21 protein-coding genes are annotated in these 20970 nt (G+C 37.0%); 12 read left to right on the top strand and 9 right to left on the bottom strand.

Features of this window, described 5'->3' with window-relative positions; translation table 11 throughout:
- Nucleotides 1-14 precede the first annotated feature (14 nt).
- Nucleotides 15-1535, bottom strand: a complete 1521-nt coding sequence (gene exaC, locus BV906_RS12350) for an acetaldehyde dehydrogenase ExaC (protein ID WP_087973866.1) — start codon at nt 1533-1535, stop codon at nt 15-17.
- 266 nt (nt 1536-1801) lie between these two features.
- Between exaC and BV906_RS12345 the strand changes: the two genes are divergently transcribed.
- From BV906_RS12345 to BV906_RS12320, 6 genes are all read left to right on the top strand, one after another.
- The gene (locus tag BV906_RS12345) at nt 1802-2581 is read left to right on the top strand and encodes an enoyl-CoA hydratase/isomerase family protein (protein WP_087973864.1); all 780 of its coding nucleotides are present in this window, start codon (nt 1802-1804) and stop codon (nt 2579-2581) included.
- Nucleotides 2582-2931: 350 nt separating this feature from the next.
- Nucleotides 2932-4272 carry a cyclic 2,3-diphosphoglycerate synthase gene (locus tag BV906_RS12340; protein ID WP_087973863.1) on the top strand — a complete coding sequence of 447 codons (1341 nt, stop codon included), beginning with the start codon at nt 2932-2934 and terminating at the stop codon, nt 4270-4272.
- A 223-nt stretch (nt 4273-4495) separates the two neighbouring features.
- Nucleotides 4496-5152, top strand: coding sequence for a LiaF transmembrane domain-containing protein (locus BV906_RS12335; protein WP_087973862.1), 657 nt, complete (start codon nt 4496-4498; stop codon nt 5150-5152).
- Between the two features lie 257 nt (nt 5153-5409).
- Complete coding sequence (locus BV906_RS19505; protein ID WP_087973860.1) at nt 5410-5592, top strand: hypothetical protein; 183 nt, start codon at nt 5410-5412, stop codon at nt 5590-5592.
- A complete protein-coding gene (locus BV906_RS12325) occupies nt 5577-6278 on the top strand; it encodes an SND2/TMEM208 family protein (RefSeq protein WP_087973859.1) in 702 nt (233 codons plus the stop codon). Before BV906_RS19505 ends, BV906_RS12325 begins: the two co-directional genes overlap by 16 nt.
- Before the next feature lie 232 nt (nt 6279-6510).
- Nucleotides 6511-7452 (top strand): tellurite resistance/C4-dicarboxylate transporter family protein, encoded by a 942-nt coding sequence (locus BV906_RS12320; protein WP_342744387.1) that lies wholly within the window; start codon nt 6511-6513, stop codon nt 7450-7452.
- Nucleotides 7453-7576: 124 nt separating this feature from the next.
- Here BV906_RS12320 and BV906_RS12315 read toward each other — a convergent pair whose 3' ends face one another.
- Entirely contained in the window at nt 7577-7801 is a 225-nt protein-coding gene (locus BV906_RS12315; protein ID WP_176330340.1) for a hexameric tyrosine-coordinated heme protein, read from the bottom strand.
- Between the two features lie 207 nt (nt 7802-8008).
- Between BV906_RS12315 and BV906_RS12310 the strand changes: the two genes are divergently transcribed.
- The 4 genes from BV906_RS12310 to BV906_RS19500 all read left to right on the top strand — a co-directional run bounded on the left by BV906_RS12310 (nt 8009) and on the right by BV906_RS19500 (nt 12130).
- Nucleotides 8009-8731: a sulfite exporter TauE/SafE family protein gene (locus tag BV906_RS12310; protein WP_087973856.1), complete on the top strand. Its 723-nt coding sequence runs from the start codon at nt 8009-8011 to the stop codon at nt 8729-8731.
- Between the two features lie 176 nt (nt 8732-8907).
- Nucleotides 8908-10353: a DEAD/DEAH box helicase gene (locus BV906_RS12305; protein ID WP_087973854.1), complete on the top strand. Its 1446-nt coding sequence runs from the start codon at nt 8908-8910 to the stop codon at nt 10351-10353.
- A 535-nt stretch (nt 10354-10888) separates the two neighbouring features.
- Complete coding sequence (locus BV906_RS12300) at nt 10889-11872, top strand: N(5)-(carboxyethyl)ornithine synthase (protein ID WP_087973852.1); 984 nt, start codon at nt 10889-10891, stop codon at nt 11870-11872.
- A 96-nt stretch (nt 11873-11968) separates the two neighbouring features.
- Nucleotides 11969-12130 (top strand): hypothetical protein, encoded by a 162-nt coding sequence (locus BV906_RS19500; RefSeq protein WP_176330339.1) that lies wholly within the window; start codon nt 11969-11971, stop codon nt 12128-12130.
- 164 nt (nt 12131-12294) lie between these two features.
- On the opposite strand, the gene BV906_RS12295 is transcribed toward BV906_RS19500, so the two are convergent.
- Together BV906_RS12295 and BV906_RS12290 are read right to left on the bottom strand one after the other, a co-directional pair.
- Nucleotides 12295-12855 carry a sugar O-acetyltransferase gene (locus tag BV906_RS12295; protein WP_087973850.1) on the bottom strand — a complete coding sequence of 187 codons (561 nt, stop codon included), beginning with the start codon at nt 12853-12855 and terminating at the stop codon, nt 12295-12297.
- Nucleotides 12856-13209: 354 nt separating this feature from the next.
- Nucleotides 13210-14016, bottom strand: coding sequence for a YitT family protein (locus BV906_RS12290; RefSeq protein WP_087973848.1), 807 nt, complete (start codon nt 14014-14016; stop codon nt 13210-13212).
- 248 nt (nt 14017-14264) lie between these two features.
- Between BV906_RS12290 and BV906_RS12285 the strand changes: the two genes are divergently transcribed.
- The gene (locus tag BV906_RS12285; RefSeq protein ID WP_087973846.1) at nt 14265-14816 is read left to right on the top strand and encodes a hypothetical protein; all 552 of its coding nucleotides are present in this window, start codon (nt 14265-14267) and stop codon (nt 14814-14816) included.
- A gap of 64 nt (nt 14817-14880) precedes the next feature.
- Here BV906_RS12285 and BV906_RS12280 read toward each other — a convergent pair whose 3' ends face one another.
- The 5 genes from BV906_RS12280 to BV906_RS12260 all read right to left on the bottom strand — a co-directional run bounded on the left by BV906_RS12280 (nt 14881) and on the right by BV906_RS12260 (nt 19504).
- Nucleotides 14881-15600 carry a YebC/PmpR family DNA-binding transcriptional regulator gene (locus BV906_RS12280; RefSeq protein ID WP_087974078.1) on the bottom strand — a complete coding sequence of 240 codons (720 nt, stop codon included), beginning with the start codon at nt 15598-15600 and terminating at the stop codon, nt 14881-14883.
- Between the two features lie 122 nt (nt 15601-15722).
- Nucleotides 15723-16733 carry a FecCD family ABC transporter permease gene (locus tag BV906_RS12275; RefSeq protein ID WP_087973845.1) on the bottom strand — a complete coding sequence of 337 codons (1011 nt, stop codon included), beginning with the start codon at nt 16731-16733 and terminating at the stop codon, nt 15723-15725.
- On the bottom strand, nt 16730-17740 hold the full coding sequence (locus tag BV906_RS12270; RefSeq protein WP_087973843.1) for a FecCD family ABC transporter permease: 1011 nt from the start codon (nt 17738-17740) through the stop codon (nt 16730-16732). Before BV906_RS12270 ends, BV906_RS12275 begins: the two co-directional genes overlap by 4 nt.
- 40 nt (nt 17741-17780) lie before the next feature.
- Nucleotides 17781-18707: an iron-hydroxamate ABC transporter substrate-binding protein gene (locus tag BV906_RS12265; RefSeq protein WP_087973841.1), complete on the bottom strand. Its 927-nt coding sequence runs from the start codon at nt 18705-18707 to the stop codon at nt 17781-17783.
- On the bottom strand, nt 18704-19504 hold the full coding sequence (locus tag BV906_RS12260; RefSeq protein WP_087973840.1) for an ABC transporter ATP-binding protein: 801 nt from the start codon (nt 19502-19504) through the stop codon (nt 18704-18706). The genes BV906_RS12265 and BV906_RS12260 overlap by 4 nt, the downstream gene beginning before the upstream one ends.
- Nucleotides 19505-19724: 220 nt before the next feature.
- Between BV906_RS12260 and BV906_RS12255 the strand changes: the two genes are divergently transcribed.
- Nucleotides 19725-20777 (top strand): NAD(P)/FAD-dependent oxidoreductase, encoded by a 1053-nt coding sequence (locus tag BV906_RS12255; RefSeq protein ID WP_425435196.1) that lies wholly within the window; start codon nt 19725-19727, stop codon nt 20775-20777.
- Nucleotides 20778-20970: the final 193 nt, after the last annotated feature.

Here is a 20970-nt window from a genome sequence, read left to right as displayed (position 1 = left end):
ATTCTCCTTTCAGTTTAGAAGAATCCTTGAGGGTTTTTATCGTAACTTACTAATAAGTTTTTCGTTTGTTGGTAATGGTCTAGCATCATCGCATGATTTTCACGTCCGACACCCGATAATTTATAGCCACCGAATGCAGCACCAGCAGGGTATTTATGGTAAGTATTCGTCCATACACGACCAGCTTGAATAGCACGTCCGGCACGATAAGCGGTATCACCAATACGCGACCATACGCCGGCACCTAGGCCATAAAGAGTATCATTTGCGATTTCGATTGCTTCATCAAAGTCTTTGAATGTTGTAAGAGCGAGTACTGGTCCAAAGATCTCTTCCTGGAAGATACGCATTTTGTTATTACCTTTAAATATTGTTGGTTGAATGTAGTTACCATTTTCCAAATCGCCACCAAGATGGTTTTCACCGCCACCAATTAAACATTCCGCTCCTTCTTCATTACCTAGCTTGATATAAGAAAGGATTTTCTCCTGTTGTTGCGTAGATGCTTGAGCACCCATCATCACTTCAGTATCTAATGGGTTACCTACTCTGATGGCTTTTACTCTTTCTAATGCACGTTCCATGAATTTATCGTAAATGGATTCTTGGACTAAGGCACGAGATGGGGCAGTACAAACTTCACCAGAGTTTAATGCGAACATGACGAAACCTTCAATTGCTTTATCCAGATATTCATCGTCTTTGTCCATCACATCCTCAAAAAATACGTTTGGTGATTTACCACCAAGTTCAAGTGTTACCGGAATGATGTTTTCTGTTGCGTATTGCATAATTTGGCGACCAACCGCAGTGGAACCAGTGAAAGCAATTTTAGCAATACGCGGGTTCGTAGCAAGTGGCTTACCGACTTCAACACCGTAACCATTAACAATATTAAGTACACCTGCAGGAAGCAAGTCTTCAATTAACTCCACAAGAACCATAATCGATGCTGGTGTTTGTTCAGCAGGCTTCAATACAATGCAATTACCTGCAGCTAGTGCTGGTGCAAGTTTCCATGAAGCCATTAAAATTGGGAAGTTCCATGGAATAATTTGCCCGACAACCCCAAGTGGCTCCTGGAAGTGATATGCAACGGTATCATTGTCTAGTTGCGTAGTACGGCCTTCTTGAGCGCGAATGATACTAGCAAAATAACGGAAGTGATCGATTGCTAATGGAATATCAGCATTTAGTGTTTCGCGAACCGCTTTCCCATTATCCCAAGTTTCTGCTACGGCAAGAGTTTCTAAGTTTTCTTCTAAACGATCAGCAATTTTATTTAAGACTCGTGCGCGTTCAGCTGCAGACGTTTTCCCCCAAGCATCTTTTGCAGCATATGCAGCATCCAATGCTAATTCAATATCTTCCTCCGAAGAACGGGCAGCTTTTGTAAAGACTTCACCAGTTACCGGCGTTTTATTATCAAAGTATTCACCTTTAATCGGTGAAACCCATTTGCCACCGATAAAGTTGTCATATCTTTCTTTAAAATGAATAAGGGCTCCATCAGTATTTGGATTTGCATAAATCATAATGTATTGCCTCCCATTTTTATTGGTTAAAAGCATTCCAATGTTTCCGCTTACATTTAAGTGGGTACATTAGGTAAAAACATTTTTCTATATACTAGTATACTGCCTATCTATTTAAAAGTACAAAGATTTGAATTATAAGAAAGGTCTAATATCAATTTTTATCGCCTAAGTTTAAAAAATGTGTAAATTATCTAAATATAATTACAAACATATGGTAATCTTAGTATAATTAATACAACAAATAATACTTAGGAGGGGAAAAAATGGATTATCAATATTTACTAAGTGATATCGAAAATAAAGTAGCTGTTGTAACAATAAGTAATGCGCCTGGGAATAAATTGAATACACAGGTCTATCAAGAAATCACCCAATTAATGGGCGAATTGGAGGAAAACCACAACGTTCATGTGATTGTGCTCACCGGTGCTGGTGATGAAGCATTTGTAGCTGGAGCAGATATTAATGAAATCTTAGAAATGGATACAGTTGGAATGATGGATTTAACTAAGATTACAAGAATTGCTTTTTCAAAAATTGAAAATTTGAACAAACCCGTAATCGCTGCAATTAATGGAGTGGCATTTGGTGGCGGCTTTGAACTGGCTTTATCGTGCGATCTGCGTATTGCCTCTGAAAAAGCTCAATTTTCTTTTCCTGAAATCAATTTAGGAGTTATACCAGGAGGTGGTGGTACACAACGCATCCAAAAAGTAGTTGGGCAAGGCGTCGCAAACGAATTATTGTATTTTGGGGAGGCAATCGCTGCTGACAGAGCCTATCAATTACAGATTGTAAACAAAGTCGTTGCCCCGCAAGAACTGTTGTCCACAACAAAAGCATGGGCTGAAAAGTTAGCACAGAAAGCACCTGTTGCATTAAGATTGCTTAAATCAGCTGTACGTACAGGATCTAATATGGATCCTGAGTCAGCCTTAACGGTTGAAGGCGCATTTTTTGATGGTGTCTTTGCGACAGAAGATCGAAAAGAAGCCATGACTGCATTTGTCGAGAATAGGAAGGCTCATTTTGTTGGTAGATAAATTTTATATCCACGATTTTTCTAAGTTATGAATGGTCTGACTCTCCATAGCGTCATGCCAAGTTGTTATTTTGTTAGTTTATCTTCTTTTAATGGTTCATTATTCAATCATACCATGGGCTGCTGGACATTGGTAAAGATTCATCGAAGCAAACCTAAAGGTACTAGGACAATCAGATTCATATTTGATTGTCCTTTTTGTATAGGAGAAACCGTTTATAGGTTGAAAGAATATCATAATTATTAACCTATAATCCTAATATAATATCTCAATTTTTAAAAATATTATTGTATAAATATACATTTTGGGTTATAATTATAATATTCATTGTAATTATAGGAGAGAGTGCTATGGAGAGAAAAAATATAATAATAATAGGTGCGGCAGGAAGAGATTTCCACAATTTTAATACGTATTATCGCGATAATGAGGCATATAATGTTGTTGCTTTTACAGCAGCACAGATTCCAGATATCGATGGGCGTAAATATCCAAGTGAACTGGCGGGCGAATTCTATCCAAATGGGATCCCGATTTATTCACAGGACGGGTTACCAGAGTTGATTAAAGAGTTACATGTAAATGAATGTGTTTTTGCGTTTAGTGATATTAGTTATGAAGAGGTAATGGGCGTTGGAGCGATAGTGAATGCAGCTGGTGCTAATTTTACATTGCTAGGTCCAAACAGCACGATGTTAAAAAGCAATAAGCCTGTTATTTCTGTTTGCGCGGTGCGGACTGGAACCGGAAAAAGCCAAACATCAAGGAAAATTATTGAAACATTACTACAGCATGATTTAAAAGTCATTGCAGTGAGACATCCGATGCCTTACGGAGATTTAAACGCACAACGCGTTCAGCGCTTTGCGACAGTTGAGGATTTAAAGAAACATCATTGTACAATCGAAGAAATGGAAGAATATGAACCGCATGTGTCACGTGGAAATATTGTATATGCTGGCGTAGATTATGCAGATATTTTGACAGCAGCTGAAAATGACCCAGATGGCTGTGACGTTATTTTATGGGACGGGGGGAATAATGACTTTTCATTTTTCGAGCCTGATCTAGCTGTTACCGTTTTGGATCCACATCGCCCAGGACATGAGCTGAAATACTATCCTGGTGAAGTATGCTTAAGAACAACCGATGTTGCCATTATTAACAAAGTAGATAGTGCAGCAGAGGAAGCTGTGCAAATTGTAGAAAATAATATAAAATCCGCAAGTCCAAATAGCACGATTATAAAAGCGGAGTCAACGATTACAGTCGATCATCCGGAACTTATTGCTGGGAAACGTGTCTTAGTCGTTGAAGATGGTCCGACACTTACACATGGAGAGATGAAACTTGGAGCAGGTACAGTTGCAGCAGAACGTTTGGGTGCTGCAGAAATCATTGACCCACGTCCATTTGCAGTCGGTACACTAGCAGATACATTCAATAAATACAAACATGTTGAAAACGTCCTTCCAGCGATGGGTTACGGTGAAAAGCAATTGAAAGATCTTGAAGAGACGATTAATAATGCTGACTGTGATGCCGTGATTATTGGGACACCAATCGATTTAAATCGTGTCATTTCAATAAACAAACCGAGTACACGTGTATACTATGATTTAGATGAACTGGACGGTCCGAACTTAAGCGATATTTTAAAGGATTTCATCGGTGAACATCAACTCGTGTGATAAACACCCGGTGCTATTTAAACAATAAGAAAAGACTAGTAACATTAGTTACTCGTCTTTTTTTATTTTATCGTTAAAGAAAGTCTTAACAAAACTAATTGACATACAGCTTAATTACCTGAATAGTATAATTAGTATGAAATTCAGCATTTCTAATAAATAATAATTACTTCATTAAAAATTTTCTCAATCATCATCTAAATGATCTTAGGGGTGGATATCCATGTCTGGAAGAGTCTGGTTAGGTCTGTTTTTTCTTTTGTTTGGTTCTGGATTTCTTTTGCATCAAGCTGATATCATTGACTTAGGGCAATTATTGTCTGCTTGGTGGCCGCTTCTATTAATTATTATCGGTATTATTCAGTTAATTAATCGTACACATTCTACTGCATTCCCAGGTTTCGTATTTTTATTAATTGGTGTCTTTTTTTTCGTAAATCAATGGTTTGATTTGAATTTACTCTCTTATTTATGGCCGCTTATTTTTATTTTTATTGGTATTTTTATTATTTTTACCCGTGTCAAACGTGGAAGTCCATCTCATACAGGTGAGAGTCTTAATACATTTGTCCTTTTTTCAGGTGCAGAAATTAAGAGTCAATCGAAAAACTTTCAAGGTGGAAGTGTGATGACGATACTCGGAGGTGCGGAAATAGACCTTCGTGGTGCGGTCATTGCTGAGGGAGCTTCGCTAGACTTCACTTCTGTCTTGGGTGGGGTGAGCATCATTGTTCCAGAGAATGTTCAAGTTGACATATCTGGTGTCCCAATATTAGGTGGTTGGGAAGATAAGACAAGGAACCATAGAGAAAATGAAGAAGTTGTCGTATTGAAACTTAATTGTCTTACGATACTCGGTGGGGCAGAGATTAAGAATTAAGAGCATCCATAAGTTTAGATGGTAGATAATCCCTCATATGCAGGCCAAGCATGATGAGGGTGTTTTTTTTTGATAAATAAACATTGAACGGTTAGCAAGATTTTTAGCCTAACAAAGCAGCTGAGAGTGGACGGTATTGGTAGAAAACTATTGTGATTTATAAAGTTAAATGATGTGATATGAAGTGTATCAATTACACAGGAAAAATACGGAAGCCAGGTCATTATTGACGTGTTGTTATCAAGTGTTATCGAACAGTGCAGGTTGAGTTAGGTGTTTATGATAGTAATACCAATATGTGGGGTTACTTTGAAGGAGAGAGGAAAGTAGCGGACTCTAGTTTTATTACAGCAAACATAGTTATCAATGAATCATTGAAAAACGAAGAGTTAAGTTTTAAAAAAAGAATTAATGGGGTGGAAGAGTGGATAAAGATTTGAATCAGGAAAAACCTAATACGGAAGAAGCAAGTATGCAGGAGATTGTGAATAGTGTTGAAATCAAATCGGACTCTGTTAAAAAGGACAATAAAATAAACTTTAATTTCGGTAAAATTTTGAATGAGGCGAAGGGGATTTTGAAAGATGCTGTTATTAGACCGCACTCTGTGGTGAATTCAAATCATACCGTAAGTATTGAAACAAGTGTTTTAATACTGGTATTGCTTTCGTTGATCATCGGTCTTTGTAGTTTTCTTTTTTATAAATTTGGATTTGATAGTCTATTAAGCATGTTTATGGATATTGGAATTATATTTGTTATTACAAATACTCTTTCATGGATTGTGACATTTGCCATTGGATATGCATCATTATACATTTTCCTAGCCTATTTAGGAAATCGAAAAATGTCCCATCGTGAATTGTTAACGAAATATGCGATTGTAAACATTCCTTTTACCGTTATTTTTGGCCTTGTAATTTTATTCTTTGGATTTTTAATGGTAGATCTATTCGTAATTACATATGTGTTTGCACTAATGCTATACGGCGTTATTCATATTTATCTTTTCCTTGCACATATGGATAAGCCAAAGTATGATCTGTATTGGCTGATGGCTGGATACTTGCTATTGCTGACAGTTTTGACTTATCAGCTGAATGGTATTGATTTTGGAGCCTTCTAATCTAATCCGTGAGGTATAGAGAGTGATGATAGGGTGGAAATAGCTAAATATCCTAGTGAACAGCTAATCTGATATAATAGGTATCGAATCATTTTAGTATGTGAACATTAGGGGATGGGCAATATGTTTAGCTTTTTAAAAAAGCAATCTGAGAATCTCTTCTCAGGTTACTTTGCACTCGTCATGGCTACAGGTGCATTATCGATAGGATTTTTTACTTGGTGAAGAATTTATTTCCAATGTTTTATTATGGATCAATGTAATTTCTTATATCAGTTTATGGATACTTACGCTTACCCGGTTGTTTTTCTTTTTTCCAAAAATAAAAAAAGATATAACAAGTCATACACTTGGACCAGGTTTTTTTACATTAATCGCTGGGACTAGTGTATTTGGCAGCCAAGTAACCATTGTTGCCAATAATTACTCAATAGCTTTTGTTTTATGGATACTAGCAATTCTTCTTTGGATAGTGGTCATGTATACCTTTTTCACAGCTGTAACAGTGCGAAAGAATAAGCCTACCATCGCAGAAGGTATTAATGGGGCGTGGTTAATTGCTGCTGTAGCAACTCAATCCATTTCCGTATTAGGGACGCTTTTGATACCATATGTAGAAAGTGGGCGGATTGTCATCTTGTTTTTTACATTATGTATGTTCTTTTTGGGTTGTATGTTATATCTGAATATCATTACACTTATTTTTTACAGATTTACGTTTGTAGAGCTAAAACATGATGCGCTTACTCCTCCCTATTGGATTAATATGGGGGCAGTTGCCATTACTACATTGGCAGGGTCGACACTTATATTACATGCTGAATATTGGCCCTTGCTCCAGGAAATAACGCCCTTTTTAAAAGGATTTACATTATTTTTCTGGATCACTGGTACATGGTGGATCCCATTATTATTTATTTTTATGATCTGGCGCCATATTTACCATCGCTATCCATTAACATATGACCCGCAATTTTGGGGTATGGTGTTCCCGTTAGCCATGTATACGACTAGTACACTCCAGTTATCTAAGGCTTTAGAGGTTCCGTTTTTAATAGTGATTCCTAAGTTTATGGTGTTTATTGCAATAGCTGCATGGCTAATCGTATTTATTCAACTTATCCACCGAATATATTTAAATGTCATAAATCATTTTAATCCACGTCATTTATAAATCAACTCGGGAAAAATGGCTTTATTATTTTATTAACTTTTAAACAAGAGTGGTTAACGATTAAACCACTCTTGTTCAACGATATATTCGTGTTGTTATGCAGAAGGCTTGATAAAAGAATTGTTTACTTCCAATAATTATTTGCGGCAGCAACCGTTTGGAAGTGTGTTGCTACAACATGTGAAGTGGCTATTAAACTGTCGGCGTTTTCTGCATAAATATACCTTAACCTCTCCCTAATTTCTGGGGATGGCTGTGTATATGCTACAGCATTTCTAGCTAGCATGATAGCAAGCTCAAACCCTTGTTGAGGTGTGTCTGTTTTTAAACTTGTAAGCCAATCTGACATCATATCATCTCCTTTAATAAGGATATTAGATTGTTTAAAAAAATACCAACCGTCTGACTTTTCACTATGAGATTCGAAAGCATAGGTGTACAAGCTGGCGATAGGGTTATCTTGACAATGATGGATTCGTAATTAAAAATTGATTGAGAGTAGTTGAGGTTAAAAGAAGTTCTAAAACTGGGTTTCAGTTTTGAGAGCAGGTGTTGTATGGAAATAGTATTGTTTATGATGATTATATTGGTTGCTTCTATTCTCCAAACGAGTACTGGTTTTGGTTTTTCGATTTTGGCCACTCCTTTTCTTCTTTTGCTATTTGAGCCGGTAGAGGCAATACAGATTAACTTAGCTTTATCATTGGTTATATCCACTGCTTTAATAAAAAAAGTAAGAAAGGATGTTGATTTTGGCATCCTTAAAAGGTTAATAGTTGGGAGTTCTGTCGGCCTTCTAATTGGTATCATTATCTTCTTATTGATAGATATAAATAAGCTGAAACTGATTGTTAGTATTATCATTCTGGCTTTAACTTGTATGCTGATACTTAGGTTCAGAATAAAACAGAGTTGGAAGAGAGACCTGGTTGTAGGCGGCCTCTCCGGTTCCCTCACAACGAGTATAGGCATGCCAGGTCCACCCTTACTATTATACTTTTCAGGAACGGATACACAAAAGGAAAAATTACGTGGGACAACACTTGCATTTTATTTGTTTATTTATTTTGTAAGTTTAATCATCCAAGTAATCTTTGCGGGAACGAATAAAACAGTCTGGACCTCAAGTATAATTGCTTTACCATTGGTATTATTAGGCTTATACATAGGACAGCTATTATTTGAACGTATTAACCAACATACGTTTCGCAAATTTGCCTATATTATTTTACTTTTTACTGGAATATATTTGCTGATTGACAGTTTAGGATTGATATAGGAAGTGAATTACAAATGTATCATAGGTTCGCAATATGTATTCAGAGGCTGACCTTCTTTGTTAATATAAAGGAAAGAGATTCAATTAGAGTGGTTTTTTAATGATAATAACTTGTATAATGTCATAATACCCATGGAAACAATAAGGGAAAATACTTAAAAAAATGAGGCTAAATAATGAGCGTGAAGCGTTTTAAGGATTATAAATTAAGTGATGAAATAATAAAGGCTTTAACAGAATTGGAATACAAAAATCCTACAGAGGTTCAAAGTAAAGTCATTCCGCTTGCGTTGGATAAGAAGGACCTTGTAGTAAAATCACAAACAGGAAGCGGTAAGACCGCATCCTTCGGGGTTCCGATTTGTGAATTGGTCGATTGGAAGGAAAATAAACCACAGGCATTAATCCTCACACCAACGAGAGAGCTGGCTGTTCAAGTAAAAGAGGATTTTACAAACATAGGCAGATTTAAGCGTATAAAAGCAACTGCAGTTTATGGGAAGCAACCTATTGCCATTCAAAAGACGGAATTAAAGCAGAAAACGCATGTTGTGGTTGGAACTCCAGGACGGGTGACAGATCATATTGATAGAGGAACACTTGTCCTAGATAAAATCGATTATCTCGTTATTGATGAAGCTGATGAAATGTTAAATATGGGATTCATCGAACAAGTAGAAGCCATTATAAAAGAGTTGCCCGGGAATCGAGTGACAATGCTATTTTCGGCAACTCTTCCTGAGGCTGTGAAAAGCTTAAGCCGAAAGTATATGAAAGCACCTACGGATATTGAGATTAAAGCAACAGGACTAACGACAGAGAGAATCGATCATTTACTCTATGAAGTTCCTGAAGACGATAAATTTATGAGACTTACGGATATTACTGTTGTTGAAAATCCAGATAGTTGTATTATTTTTTGCCGAACGAAGGATCGTGTTGATACTGTGTCAGATCAATTGAAACGAAAAGGTTATAGCAGTGATAAAATCCATGGTGGGATGGAACAGGATGATCGGATTGTCGTTATGAACCGCTTTAGAAAAGGTGAATTCCGCTATTTAGTTGCAACAGACGTAGCTGCAAGAGGAATTGATATTGATAACATCACGCATGTTATCAATTATGACCTGCCATTAGAGAAGGAAAGCTATGTTCATCGTACGGGAAGAACAGGACGTGCAGGACAAAAAGGAAAGGCTCTAACCTTTGTTACACCATATGAAAATCGCTTTTTAAGAGAGATTGAAGACTATATTGGTTTTACAATCCCAAAAGTTTCTCCGCCCTCCAAAGAGGAAGTTCACAGAAGCAGGTCAGCTTTTCAGGAAAAAATGAAAATGTACCCGGAAGTCAAAAAATCCAAAAGTGAGCAATTAAACAAACAAATTATGAAGCTCTATTTTAATGGCGGAAAGAAAAAGAAAATTAGGGCGGTTGATTTCGTAGGGACAATAGCTAAAATTGATGGCGTAGAAGCTGGTGATATAGGAATTATTACAATCATGGATACGTCTACGTATGTAGAAATACTGAATGGCAAAGGTCCGTTGGTTTTGAAAACAATGAAGGATACAAAAGTGAAGGGTAAGTTGCTGAAAGTATTTGAGGCTGAAAAGTGATGACGGGATATTTGTAACTGCCAAATGTATCACAGGTCCGCTTTATATATTTTTTTCCTAAAAGAACTAGGTCAAGGAATGGGATACAACTCTCATACCTTGACCTAGTTTTTATATGTGTTCAGGGAATAAGAGTGTGGTGACAACTAATCGGAATCATAACCTGGTCCCAGAATATATATTTCCCATTCACCAACGCGATATAGATATTGTACAAAACAATAAGTATGACATAAAAACGTGAAATCACCAAGTGTGTTATACTAAATAAGAAGAAGTTAATTATCGCCCTATTCCGCAAATTCTTCATTTCACCGCTACAATCCTTGATACAAGCCCCCAAAAGCTTGATTGGTTGCTCCAAAAGATGAACTTTACGGTAATATCGCTGCTTGCTCTGCAAGCAAGGGTGTTATTTTATGATGGGAGGATTTAATTAAATGTAAGAACTGCAATCATTTTCATCCTAGCTCATGCATGGAAAGTTAGAAAATCTATATGGATTTTTGCTTTGAAAATAATTGGAGGGATTTATTTGATTAGAACAGTAGGTTTTCCACTAAATAGTAAAGAAAATGAACTAAGACAGGCAATGATACTTCAAGATATTGCTAAAATGAATCATAAGGACAAGTTATTTTTTGAAAAAGGGTATGGTGCATCGTTTGCTGTATCGGATGAGAGGTTAATCAAACTAGGCGTCCATGTTGTTAGCAGGGAGAAGGTTTTAGAGCAAGACATCATCTGTGACCCGAAAGCTGGGGATGCAGGCTATATTGAGAACCTTCAAGAAGGAAAAATTGTATTTGGTTGGATTCATGCAGTACAAAATAAGAAACTAACCGATACCTTTTTATCAAAACGATTGACTGGCATTGCTTGGGAAGATATGAATGAAGAAGGAAGACATGTCTTTTTGAGAAATAACGAGATTGCCGGAGAAGCAGCAATCATGCATGCATTTAGCTGTTATGGGAAAATGCCGTATGATACAAAAGTTGCCGTTTTAGGTAGGGGGAATGTGGCACGTGGTGCATATAAAATATTAATTGGACTAGGTGCAGAAGTAACCGTTTATGATAGGCGGACAGAGGATTTATTTCGAAAAGAAGCAGGAAAGTACGATGTGCTTGTAAATGCAATTACATGGGATGTGACTCGCACAGACCATGTTATTTATAAAGAGGATTTAAAGAAAATGAAACAAGATGCAATGATTATTGATATAAGTTGTGATGAGGGAATGGGAATTGAAACGAGCAAACCGACAACGATTGAAGAGCCGATATATTATGTGGGTGGTGTCCTTCATTATGCGGTCGATCATACGCCAAGTATTTTTTACAAAACGGCTTCCAAATCAATTAGTGAAGAGGTATCGAAGTATTTACCAATAATTATGATGGGTCAGGAAAAGAAAAATGATATATTACGTCCAGCAATTATTCTGGATAATGGACGCATTTATGATCATAAGATCTTAGAGAATCAAGAACGAAGCGATGTAATAAAGATATAGAATAAATTTGAATGAAGAAGGCTCAGTCTTTATGACGCTGAGCCTTTTTATTAGGGCTTTTATACACTATAAACATTCAGATTATTGTGTTAAATTATGATAGTAAATATATTTTTCCCGCTAACCTTGATTAATGCAGGTATTGCACAAGGGAAAAATCGAAGCGGACTGAACTGGTTTCTTGCGTCGCTATTTCTCGGACCGATTGCAACTTTGTTATTGGTGATTTTTGAGAAATTACCATATTCGGATGGGTAGTTCGTTGTGTAATTTAACATCTCTCCAAAGTTAATTAAGGAGTGGAAAACAACCCAAGTAAGGAACTCTCACTTGGGCCGGTAAAGTTATGATAGAAGTTGATTAGGGTTTTTAATCTAAATTTCGAATAAAGTGAATCCATATTACGAAATAAAAAGGATAGCTTATATTTCAATTTGCTTAATTATATTAGCTGGATTACCGCCAACTACAACGTTATCCGGTACATCTTTAGTAACTACAGCGCCTGACGCAATAACAACATTATCTCCTACCGTTACTCCTGGATTTATTATTGCACTTCCTCCAATCCATACGTTGTTTCCAAAGGTAATCGGTTTTGCATATTCTTTACCAGAATTACGTTCAATTGGATGAAGTGGATGTGTTGCTGTATAGATTTGAACACCGGGAGCAAGCATACAATTATCTCCAAAGCGCACTTCGCATACGTCTAGAATGGTGCAGTCAAAGTTTGCATAAAAGTTTTCTCCGACAAATGTATTATAGCCATAATCAAATCTTATATTTGGCTCCATGGATAGGTTTACTCCAGTTGATCCTAGTAATCCCTTTAATAACTTCGTCCGTCTTTCTCCTTCACTTTCTAAAGTTTGATTATATATTCTAACTTTAAGTCTCGCTTCCTCGCGTTCCTTTAATAATACAGGGTCAGATGGGTCATACATTTCTCCAGCCAACATTTTTTCTTTTTGACTTTCCATTTTATAACCTACTTTCAAGTATATTCAAGCACAATTCCTTTCATTCTTCGATTTAATAAAAGTAAATATTGAATAAATAGGGTTTATATTAAGTTCTCTTAATTGAGATGATATTACTATTCTTTGTGATATGGGGGATTTTTATAAACAGAAGGAATTCCAATACTAGGGAAAAAGAAAGTCACCCTGCGCCAGCAATTAGTGGCAAAGGGTGGTTCGCGAAAAATAATAGGTAATCTATCTATATTCATTATAAACATACTAAATTATTACAAGTTTCCAGAAATACAAAAAGATGAGTGAGGATTGGTGCTCCCTAATTTAATTGATTGAATAGGCTAGTCTATCCCTTCTTTAATTTCTAGCAAATTCACCGTCAACTTCAACTGTTTCAAATATATTAATAAACGCTTTTTCATCATGAGAACGAACAACATTTTTAATATGCAATGTTTCATAACGTGTAACGACCATCATGATAATTTGTTTAGTCTCGTTCGTATAACCACCATAACCTTCTGTAATCGTAATGCCCCGGTATATAGATTGAAGCAATTCTTCACGAATGGCCTCACCCTTGGTTGTCACAATCTGCATCGTTAATTTAATATGGTTCGTGTGGACTTTGTCAATCATTTTCCCTGTTAAATAAATTGATAATAGTGTATATAAAGCGATGTCCCAGCTGAAAATAGCACCAGAAATAAGAACAATAATGCCGTTCATGCCAGTAAGAAGGAGGCCAACACTCATATTACTTGTTCGGGAAATGAAAATAGCTATAATATCTAAACCGCCTGAAGTACCGGAAAACTTCATAATGGTTCCTATTCCAATTCCGCTTATTACCCCTCCAAAAATCGCTGATAACAGGATATTGTCTGTTACATTCACTACAGGCAAGAGGTATAAGAAGAAAGAGAGTGCGATAACACATACTAGTGTATTGATTGTAATTTCTTTTCCAAGCTTAAAATAGCCAAAAATAAGGATTGGTAAATTAAAAAGAAAGTTCAATAATCCAGTATCAAATGGGGTAAGTAATCCGACTAAAATGGCAATCCCACTAATTCCACTACTAAGAATTTCAAAAGGTACTAGAAAAAAGTTAAAGGCAAATGCAATAACTAGGGAGCCGATAATGACCATGATGTTTTTCATCTGTAGATAACCTCCTGAAAAAATATGTAGACATCCTGATGTAAGAGGAATTTTAAAGGTATTATTTAAATATCTTATCTGAAAAAAACTATTATGTCAGCAATTATATTATTAAAAGAAAGTTCATAATCATCCCTAATACCTGTCATTAGTATTGACATATTCATAGCAGCTGATGAATCAAACGCCAAATTAATCTCTGTATGATATATTTTAATTAAACAGTTATTATAAAAAGGACGGATATTATGGATAAAACAGTTCAAACTCATTTTGATAATCTTGATTCTAAAGATAAAAACGAACAATATGAGGCCTTTAATCATATCATTAAGGCAATTGAGCATGAGGTGGACTGGGCATATGTGGTATGGGATGAATTAGTGGCAGGGCTGTCTTCAGCTGATAACCATAGGCGTTCACGATATGCTCAGTTTCTATCAGGCCTTGCAAAAAGTGATCCGGATAAACGGATTATCAATAATTTCCCTGCCCTTTGGCAAGTGACCAAGGATGAGAAATTTGTAACGGCAAGGCACGCTTTGCAATCGATTTGGAAAGTAGGTTTAGCTGGACCGGAGCAAAAAGAGATGGTGATCAACCATTTAAATGATCGTTTTAAGAATTGTAAAGACGAAAAGAACTATACATTAATCAGATTCGATATTATTCAAGATTTGCGAAACTTATATAATGAGGTTAAAGATGAAAAGATAAAACGGTTAGCATTGGAATTGATTAAGATAGAAGGGGATCCTAAGTATCAGAAGAAGTATGCGAAAGTATGGAAGGATGCTTAGGTGCGTAGAAAAGAAGCCAACATTTTCCTGCAAAAGGTAAATGTTGGCTTTTCACTATACTTTATCAATCATCTAAGTCAACGTTATGGTATACCTGTTGAACATCTTCCAAGTCTTCCAGCGCCTCAATCATTTTTTCAAACTGTTCCTGATCATCAGCGGAAAGGGTAAGATCATTTTGTGCCAGCATCATAAGTTCCGCAACTGTGAATTCCGTAATCCCAATCGTTTTAAATGCTTCCTGAGTTGCATGGAATTGCTCGGGTACCGTGTACACGATAATCGTTCCATCTTCTTCCATAATGTCACGGACCTCTACATCAGCTTCCATTAATAATTCAAGCACGTCATTCTCTGTTTGCCCTTCTAGACCAAAGACAGCAACATGATCAAACATATAGGCAACAGACCCGCTAACACCCATGTTACCGTCGTTTTTGCCAAACGCAGAACGAACTTCAGATGCTGTCCGATTAACATTATTTGTTAGTGTATCGACAATTACCATCGATCCACTTGGTCCAAAGCCTTCATAGCGATTCTCATCATAATTTTCCTCTGAACCGCCTTTTGCCTTTTCAATGGCACGATCGATAATATGCTTGGGAACGCTATATGTCTTTGCTCGTTCCAGAACGACCTTTAAAGCCTGGTTACCCTCTGGATCTGGTTCACCCTGTTTTGCAGCAACATAAATCTCTCGTCCAAATTTTGCATATATCCTGCTTGTATTCGCATCCTTTGAAGCTTTCTTTTCCTTAATATTATTCCATTTACGTCCCATACTCTTCACTCTCTTTCCACCTGACTCTATCTAAAACTATAAAACTTTAGAAGTCATATTACTAGTTTTTTTAATAATATAATGAAATTTAGATGTTAGGATTAAATAGGGAGAAATAAAATTCATCTGTCTTTCAATAATAAATAGATGAAATAGGGTGCACCAATCAGTGCGACGACAATCCCTGCTGGTATACCATCCGGATCCATGATATTTCTCCCTACTGTATCTGCAACTAATAATAACCAACCACCTAAGAGAATGGCTACAGGTATAAACAATTGATTACGTGGTCCTACTAATGCTTTTGCAATATGAGGAGCCATCAGTCCAATAAATGCGATTCCCCCAGTTACGGATACTGCTGAGGAGGCAAGTGCCACAGCTGTAATTAAAAGGAAGATACGCTCTTTTTCAATGGCGATTCCAACACCAATTGCCACAGATTCACTTAAGCCGAGTAAATTCAATCGATTAGCTTTGTAAAGTGAAAAGGGAATGAGAATAATTAGCCATGGGAGGATTGCCCAAATAAATGGCCAATCCGCTCCCCAAATGTTCCCAGCCAGCCATTTGGCAATAAAATCCACCTTTTCCCGTTCCTGCGAGGAAATGAGTACCATCATAATTCCGGATAATGCCATGGAGAACCCTACACCAACAAGAATCATGCGGGTTGGCTGTAATCCCGTATTTTTTTCATAAGAAAAAAGATAGATGAAAAGAGCTGTTATAATTGCTCCTGCAAAAGCAACCAATGGTAGCATATAGACAAACGAGCCTGCCTGTATGGGATAAAATAAAAAGAATACGGCTACAGCAACTCCGGCACCTGAGTTGATACCAATAATCCCTGGATCAGCAAGGTCGTTTCTTGTCAGGCTCTGAAGAATTGCTCCGGACAAGGCGAGTGCCATCCCTGCAAGTATTGTAATAATAACCCGTGGTAAACGAACAGAGAATAAAATAAATGATTCTTTAAATGAACCTTCCCCTAATAAGGTAGGAAGAATACGGTTATAATCTAAAGCAGCAACACCGAATCCAATCCCAATTGAAGCCGTAAAAATGATCAGAATAATTAAGAGGCATAATAGAACTCGCTGTTTTTTTAACCATTTAGGATGTATCATATGAATGCTTTACCCCCTCTGCGCACAATCAATAGAAAGAAGGGTAAACCCATGATCGAAACAATGGCAGCTACTGGTGTTTCCCAGGGTGCATTTATTGTCCGCCCGAGTGTATCAGCAATCAACATCAATATACCTCCAGCAAATGCCGACATTGGAATAATATAACGATAGTCTGTACCTACAATGGTCCGAATAATATGGGGTACCATTAATCCAATAAAAGTCATATTTCCGACTAAGGCGACTGTTGATCCTGCCAAGAGTATAATCATGATAAAAAGAACAGCTTTGATGAGAACGATTCGTTGCCCTAATCCGACTGCGACTTCCTCATTTAAGCTTAAAATCGTAAGCTGTCTTGAAAGCATCATAGAAATCAGGATACTCAAGGTAATAAAAGGAATAACAAGTTGAAGATGGCCCCAGTTTGTACCTATCAGTCCTCCGGCAGTCCACATCGATACATCTTTGGAGACTTTAAAATAAATTCCGATGCCTTCTGCAATTGCCTGCAGGAAAGCTGATACGGCTGCACCAGCAAGCACGATTTTAAAAGGGGAAAAGCCATTGCGTGCAGAAGTACCGATAAAAAATACCATTAAGGCTCCTATTGCAGCACCGATAAAGCATGCTATCATCGTCCCAAAATAATTTGCCGTTGGAATAAATACAATTGTAATTGCCAATGCTGCATTCGCACCGGATGTGAGTCCAAGTAAGCCGGGGTCTGCAAGTGGATTCCTTGTCATCCCTTGCATAATGGCACCCGCAACTGCCAGTGCAGCTCCAACAAATGCAGCCCCTACTTCACGAGGGAGGCGAATTTCACGGATGATAGAAATATCACTACCTGATGTGGTAGAAAAAAGTGCATTCCATACATCATGGATACTAATATCAGCTGCACCAAAAGCGATCGAAGCGATAAACATTCCTATAAAAACCAACAAAATGATTATCAGTTTAAAAATAAATGGGGTTGTTCGCTGTAAATGTTTTTTCATAGATTACCATCTTTTCTATGCTCTAGTATTCTTTCCCTAATCATTCACCAAGGAATGCGTCTTTAAAAAATTGCAGCTGATAATCCAATGTAAGAGGATCATTAAAGTAAAACTCGTAGCCATTAACTGTAAATACACGATCGTTAGCTACAGCTGGTATATTTTTATATGTTTCTGTTTCGGTAAATGAATTGTCCATTTCATCAAATTTGCTGAATATCATGTAGTCACCAACGAATTCTGGAAGGACTTCCGCAGACAGAGCATAATATCCTGCTTCCTGTGCTGCATCTACCACTTTTTCAGGCATTTTTAAATCCATTTCCTGATAAAGAATCTCCGTACCACGTCCCCAGTTGTCGCCATATACATATAGTTGTTTATCGTAGCTCTCAATTACCGAGACCGTTGTATCTTCACCAATTTCCGCACGGATTTTATCTCCGGCTTCTTGTGCCCGTTGTTTGAAATCAGTAACCCAGTTATTGGCTTCTTCTTCTTTATTTAGAAGCTTACCGATCTCAAGATGCTGTGTTAAATAGTCCACTGCGCCATAAGTAAAAGTTACTGTAGGAGCAATTTCATTTAATTTATCCAGATTATTGATGTTTGAAAGCCCAATAATCAGATCTGGTTCTAATTCAATAATTTTCTCCAGACTCTCATCAGTAACCTCTTCTACGGCACTTAATTCGTCTTCCCATTGAGGGTTCATTTTAGCCCAGGAATCAACCCCAACAAGGTTTACATCCAAAGCCAACACATTACCTGCAAAGGACGAAAGAACGACAACCCGCTGTGGATCGGCAGGAACTTCAATCGGTCCGTTTTCAGATTCATAGATAATGGTTTCCGATGTGCTTCCTTCTGTTGAAGCATTCTTATTGCTCTCGGAAGCTTTCGGATCATTATTGCAGCCTGTTAGCAATACAAACAGTAGTAGGATAAGTATTAATCGCCTTTTCATTTTCCGATCTCCTTCTTTTTTAAATTATATGTGATACACATTGGTCTATTTGTTCGTGGGTCTTTTCCTATTTCAGCATCGATTTGAAAAACTTCTTCCAGCACCTCGTGAGTAAGAACCTTTTCAGCATCTCCTGCTTTCACAATCTCCCCATCTTTTAAAGCAATAATGGAATCAGCAAAACGGGCTGCTTGATTCAAATCATGAAGCACCATGACAATCGTTCTCCCTTGTTCCCTGTTCAACTTTTGTAAAAGTTCTAAAACTTCCAGCTGATGTGCCATATCTAAATAGGTAGTAGGTTCATCAAGGAAAATAATATCGGTTTCCTGTGCTAATGCCATAGCAATCCATGCGCGTTGGCGTTGTCCCCCTGACAAGGATTCCACTGGACGAAATTTAAATTCCGCAGTTCCGGTGACATCTAGTGCCCAATCAATAACCTCATAATCCTTCTGTTTCAAACGGCCAAATCCACTTTGATATGGAAAACGACCGTAGGAGACTAGTTCACCAACAGTTAGACCGTTTGCACTTTCCGTTGTCTGAGGCAGGATTGCCATTTTTTTTGCAAGGAGTTTTGTATTTTGTTTTAATATATCCTCTCCATCTAAAACAATTGATCCGGATTGATGTGAAATAATTCTTGTAATCGCTTTTAATAATGTTGACTTGCCACAGCCGTTTGCCCCAATGATGGTTGTAATCTTTTTATCTGGAATCGTAACACTAAGATTTTTTACAATTAATTGCTCACCATAACCGATGTTGATATTATCCGTCTGTAGACGAGACATACAGAACCCTCATTTCTTAGTTGCGCTTATGCAGAAAGAAAGTTTTATATTTTCCTATCTGCCAAAGTAACCAATGATAATGATTATCATTATCATAAGATACACTAAACTATAGGGTTATTTATTTAATTTGTCAATACATAAATGATGCTGTAAACGCTTGACAAAAATAAACTATTAAATGAGAATGATAATCAATCGCGGTGTTTTAAAGGAGTGAATGTTTGTGAAGCAAGATGAAATATTTGATATAACGGTGATTGGTGGAGGTCCTGCAGGGCTATATTCAGCTTTTTACAGTGGTTTACGGGAAATGAAGACTAAAATTATTGAATACCAGCCAATGCTTGGTGGAAAGGTGCATGTCTATCCGGAGAAAATGATCTGGGACATCGGTGGATTAACTCCAATTCAAGGTTCGAAATTAATTGATCAAATTGTTGAGCAAGGTCTAACATTTAATCCTTCTGTTTGCCTCAATGAAAAAATTGAATCCATCAATAAAAACGAGGAAGGGATATACGTTTTAACAGCAGCTTCTGGAAACGTGCATTTCTCAAAAACAGTGATTGTAGCTGTTGGTAGCGGTATTTTAAATCCGCAAAGGCTGATGATAGAGGGTGCTGAAAGATTTGAAGTAACAAATTTAAACTACACAGTAAAATCAATGCAACGGTTTAAAGATAAAACGGTAATCATCTCTGGGGGTGGTGATTCGGCGGTTGATTGGGCAAATGAATTAGTAAACATTGCAAAAAACGTTTATCTTACTTATCGAAAAGATGTTTTGTCAGGCCATGAAGCAGAAGTTACTCGACTCAACAATAGTTCAGCAGTCTGTTATTTCAATTGCTCCATTACAAAATTAATATCGAAGAATAATGAATTAATCGAACACGTCGAACTTACAAATAATAAAACAAAAGAAGTTGTTTTACTGCCTATCGATGAGGTTATTATTAATCATGGCTATGAACGTGATACATCTTTCTTGAACAATAGTCCACTAAATATAGAAATCGCTAATGGTTATTATATAACTGGTAGTGCCAGCAGCGAGTCCTCGGTTCCTGGCTTATATGCTGCCGGTGATATTCTGCATCATGATGGCAAGCTGAATTTAATAGCAGGAGCATTTCAAGATGCTGCAAATGCAGTTAATAAGGCAAAGCAGTTTATCCAACCGGATGCCGAAAAAGTCGGAATGGTCTCTTCACATAATGAAATTTTTAAAAAGCGCAATAAAGATATAATAAAACAATTGATCAACTAAATTCCAAATGTACGTGTACTTTTAATTAGCAGCGGAAGATATTCTGCATGTTAAAGACAAACTTCAATTAATTGTAGGTGCATTCCAGGATGCTGCAAATGAGTTATTGGGGAAAAGCAATTTATATAGGAGAAAGCCCGAAAAGAAATGACATAGTCCCATAAAATAAATAAAAAATCCAAACAGAAGCCTT

This window comes from Oceanobacillus rekensis (assembly GCF_002153375.1).
GTDB classification, from domain to species: domain Bacteria; phylum Bacillota; class Bacilli; order Bacillales; family Amphibacillaceae; genus Oceanobacillus; species Oceanobacillus rekensis.
This window is presented reverse-complemented; position numbering and strand designations above follow the sequence as displayed.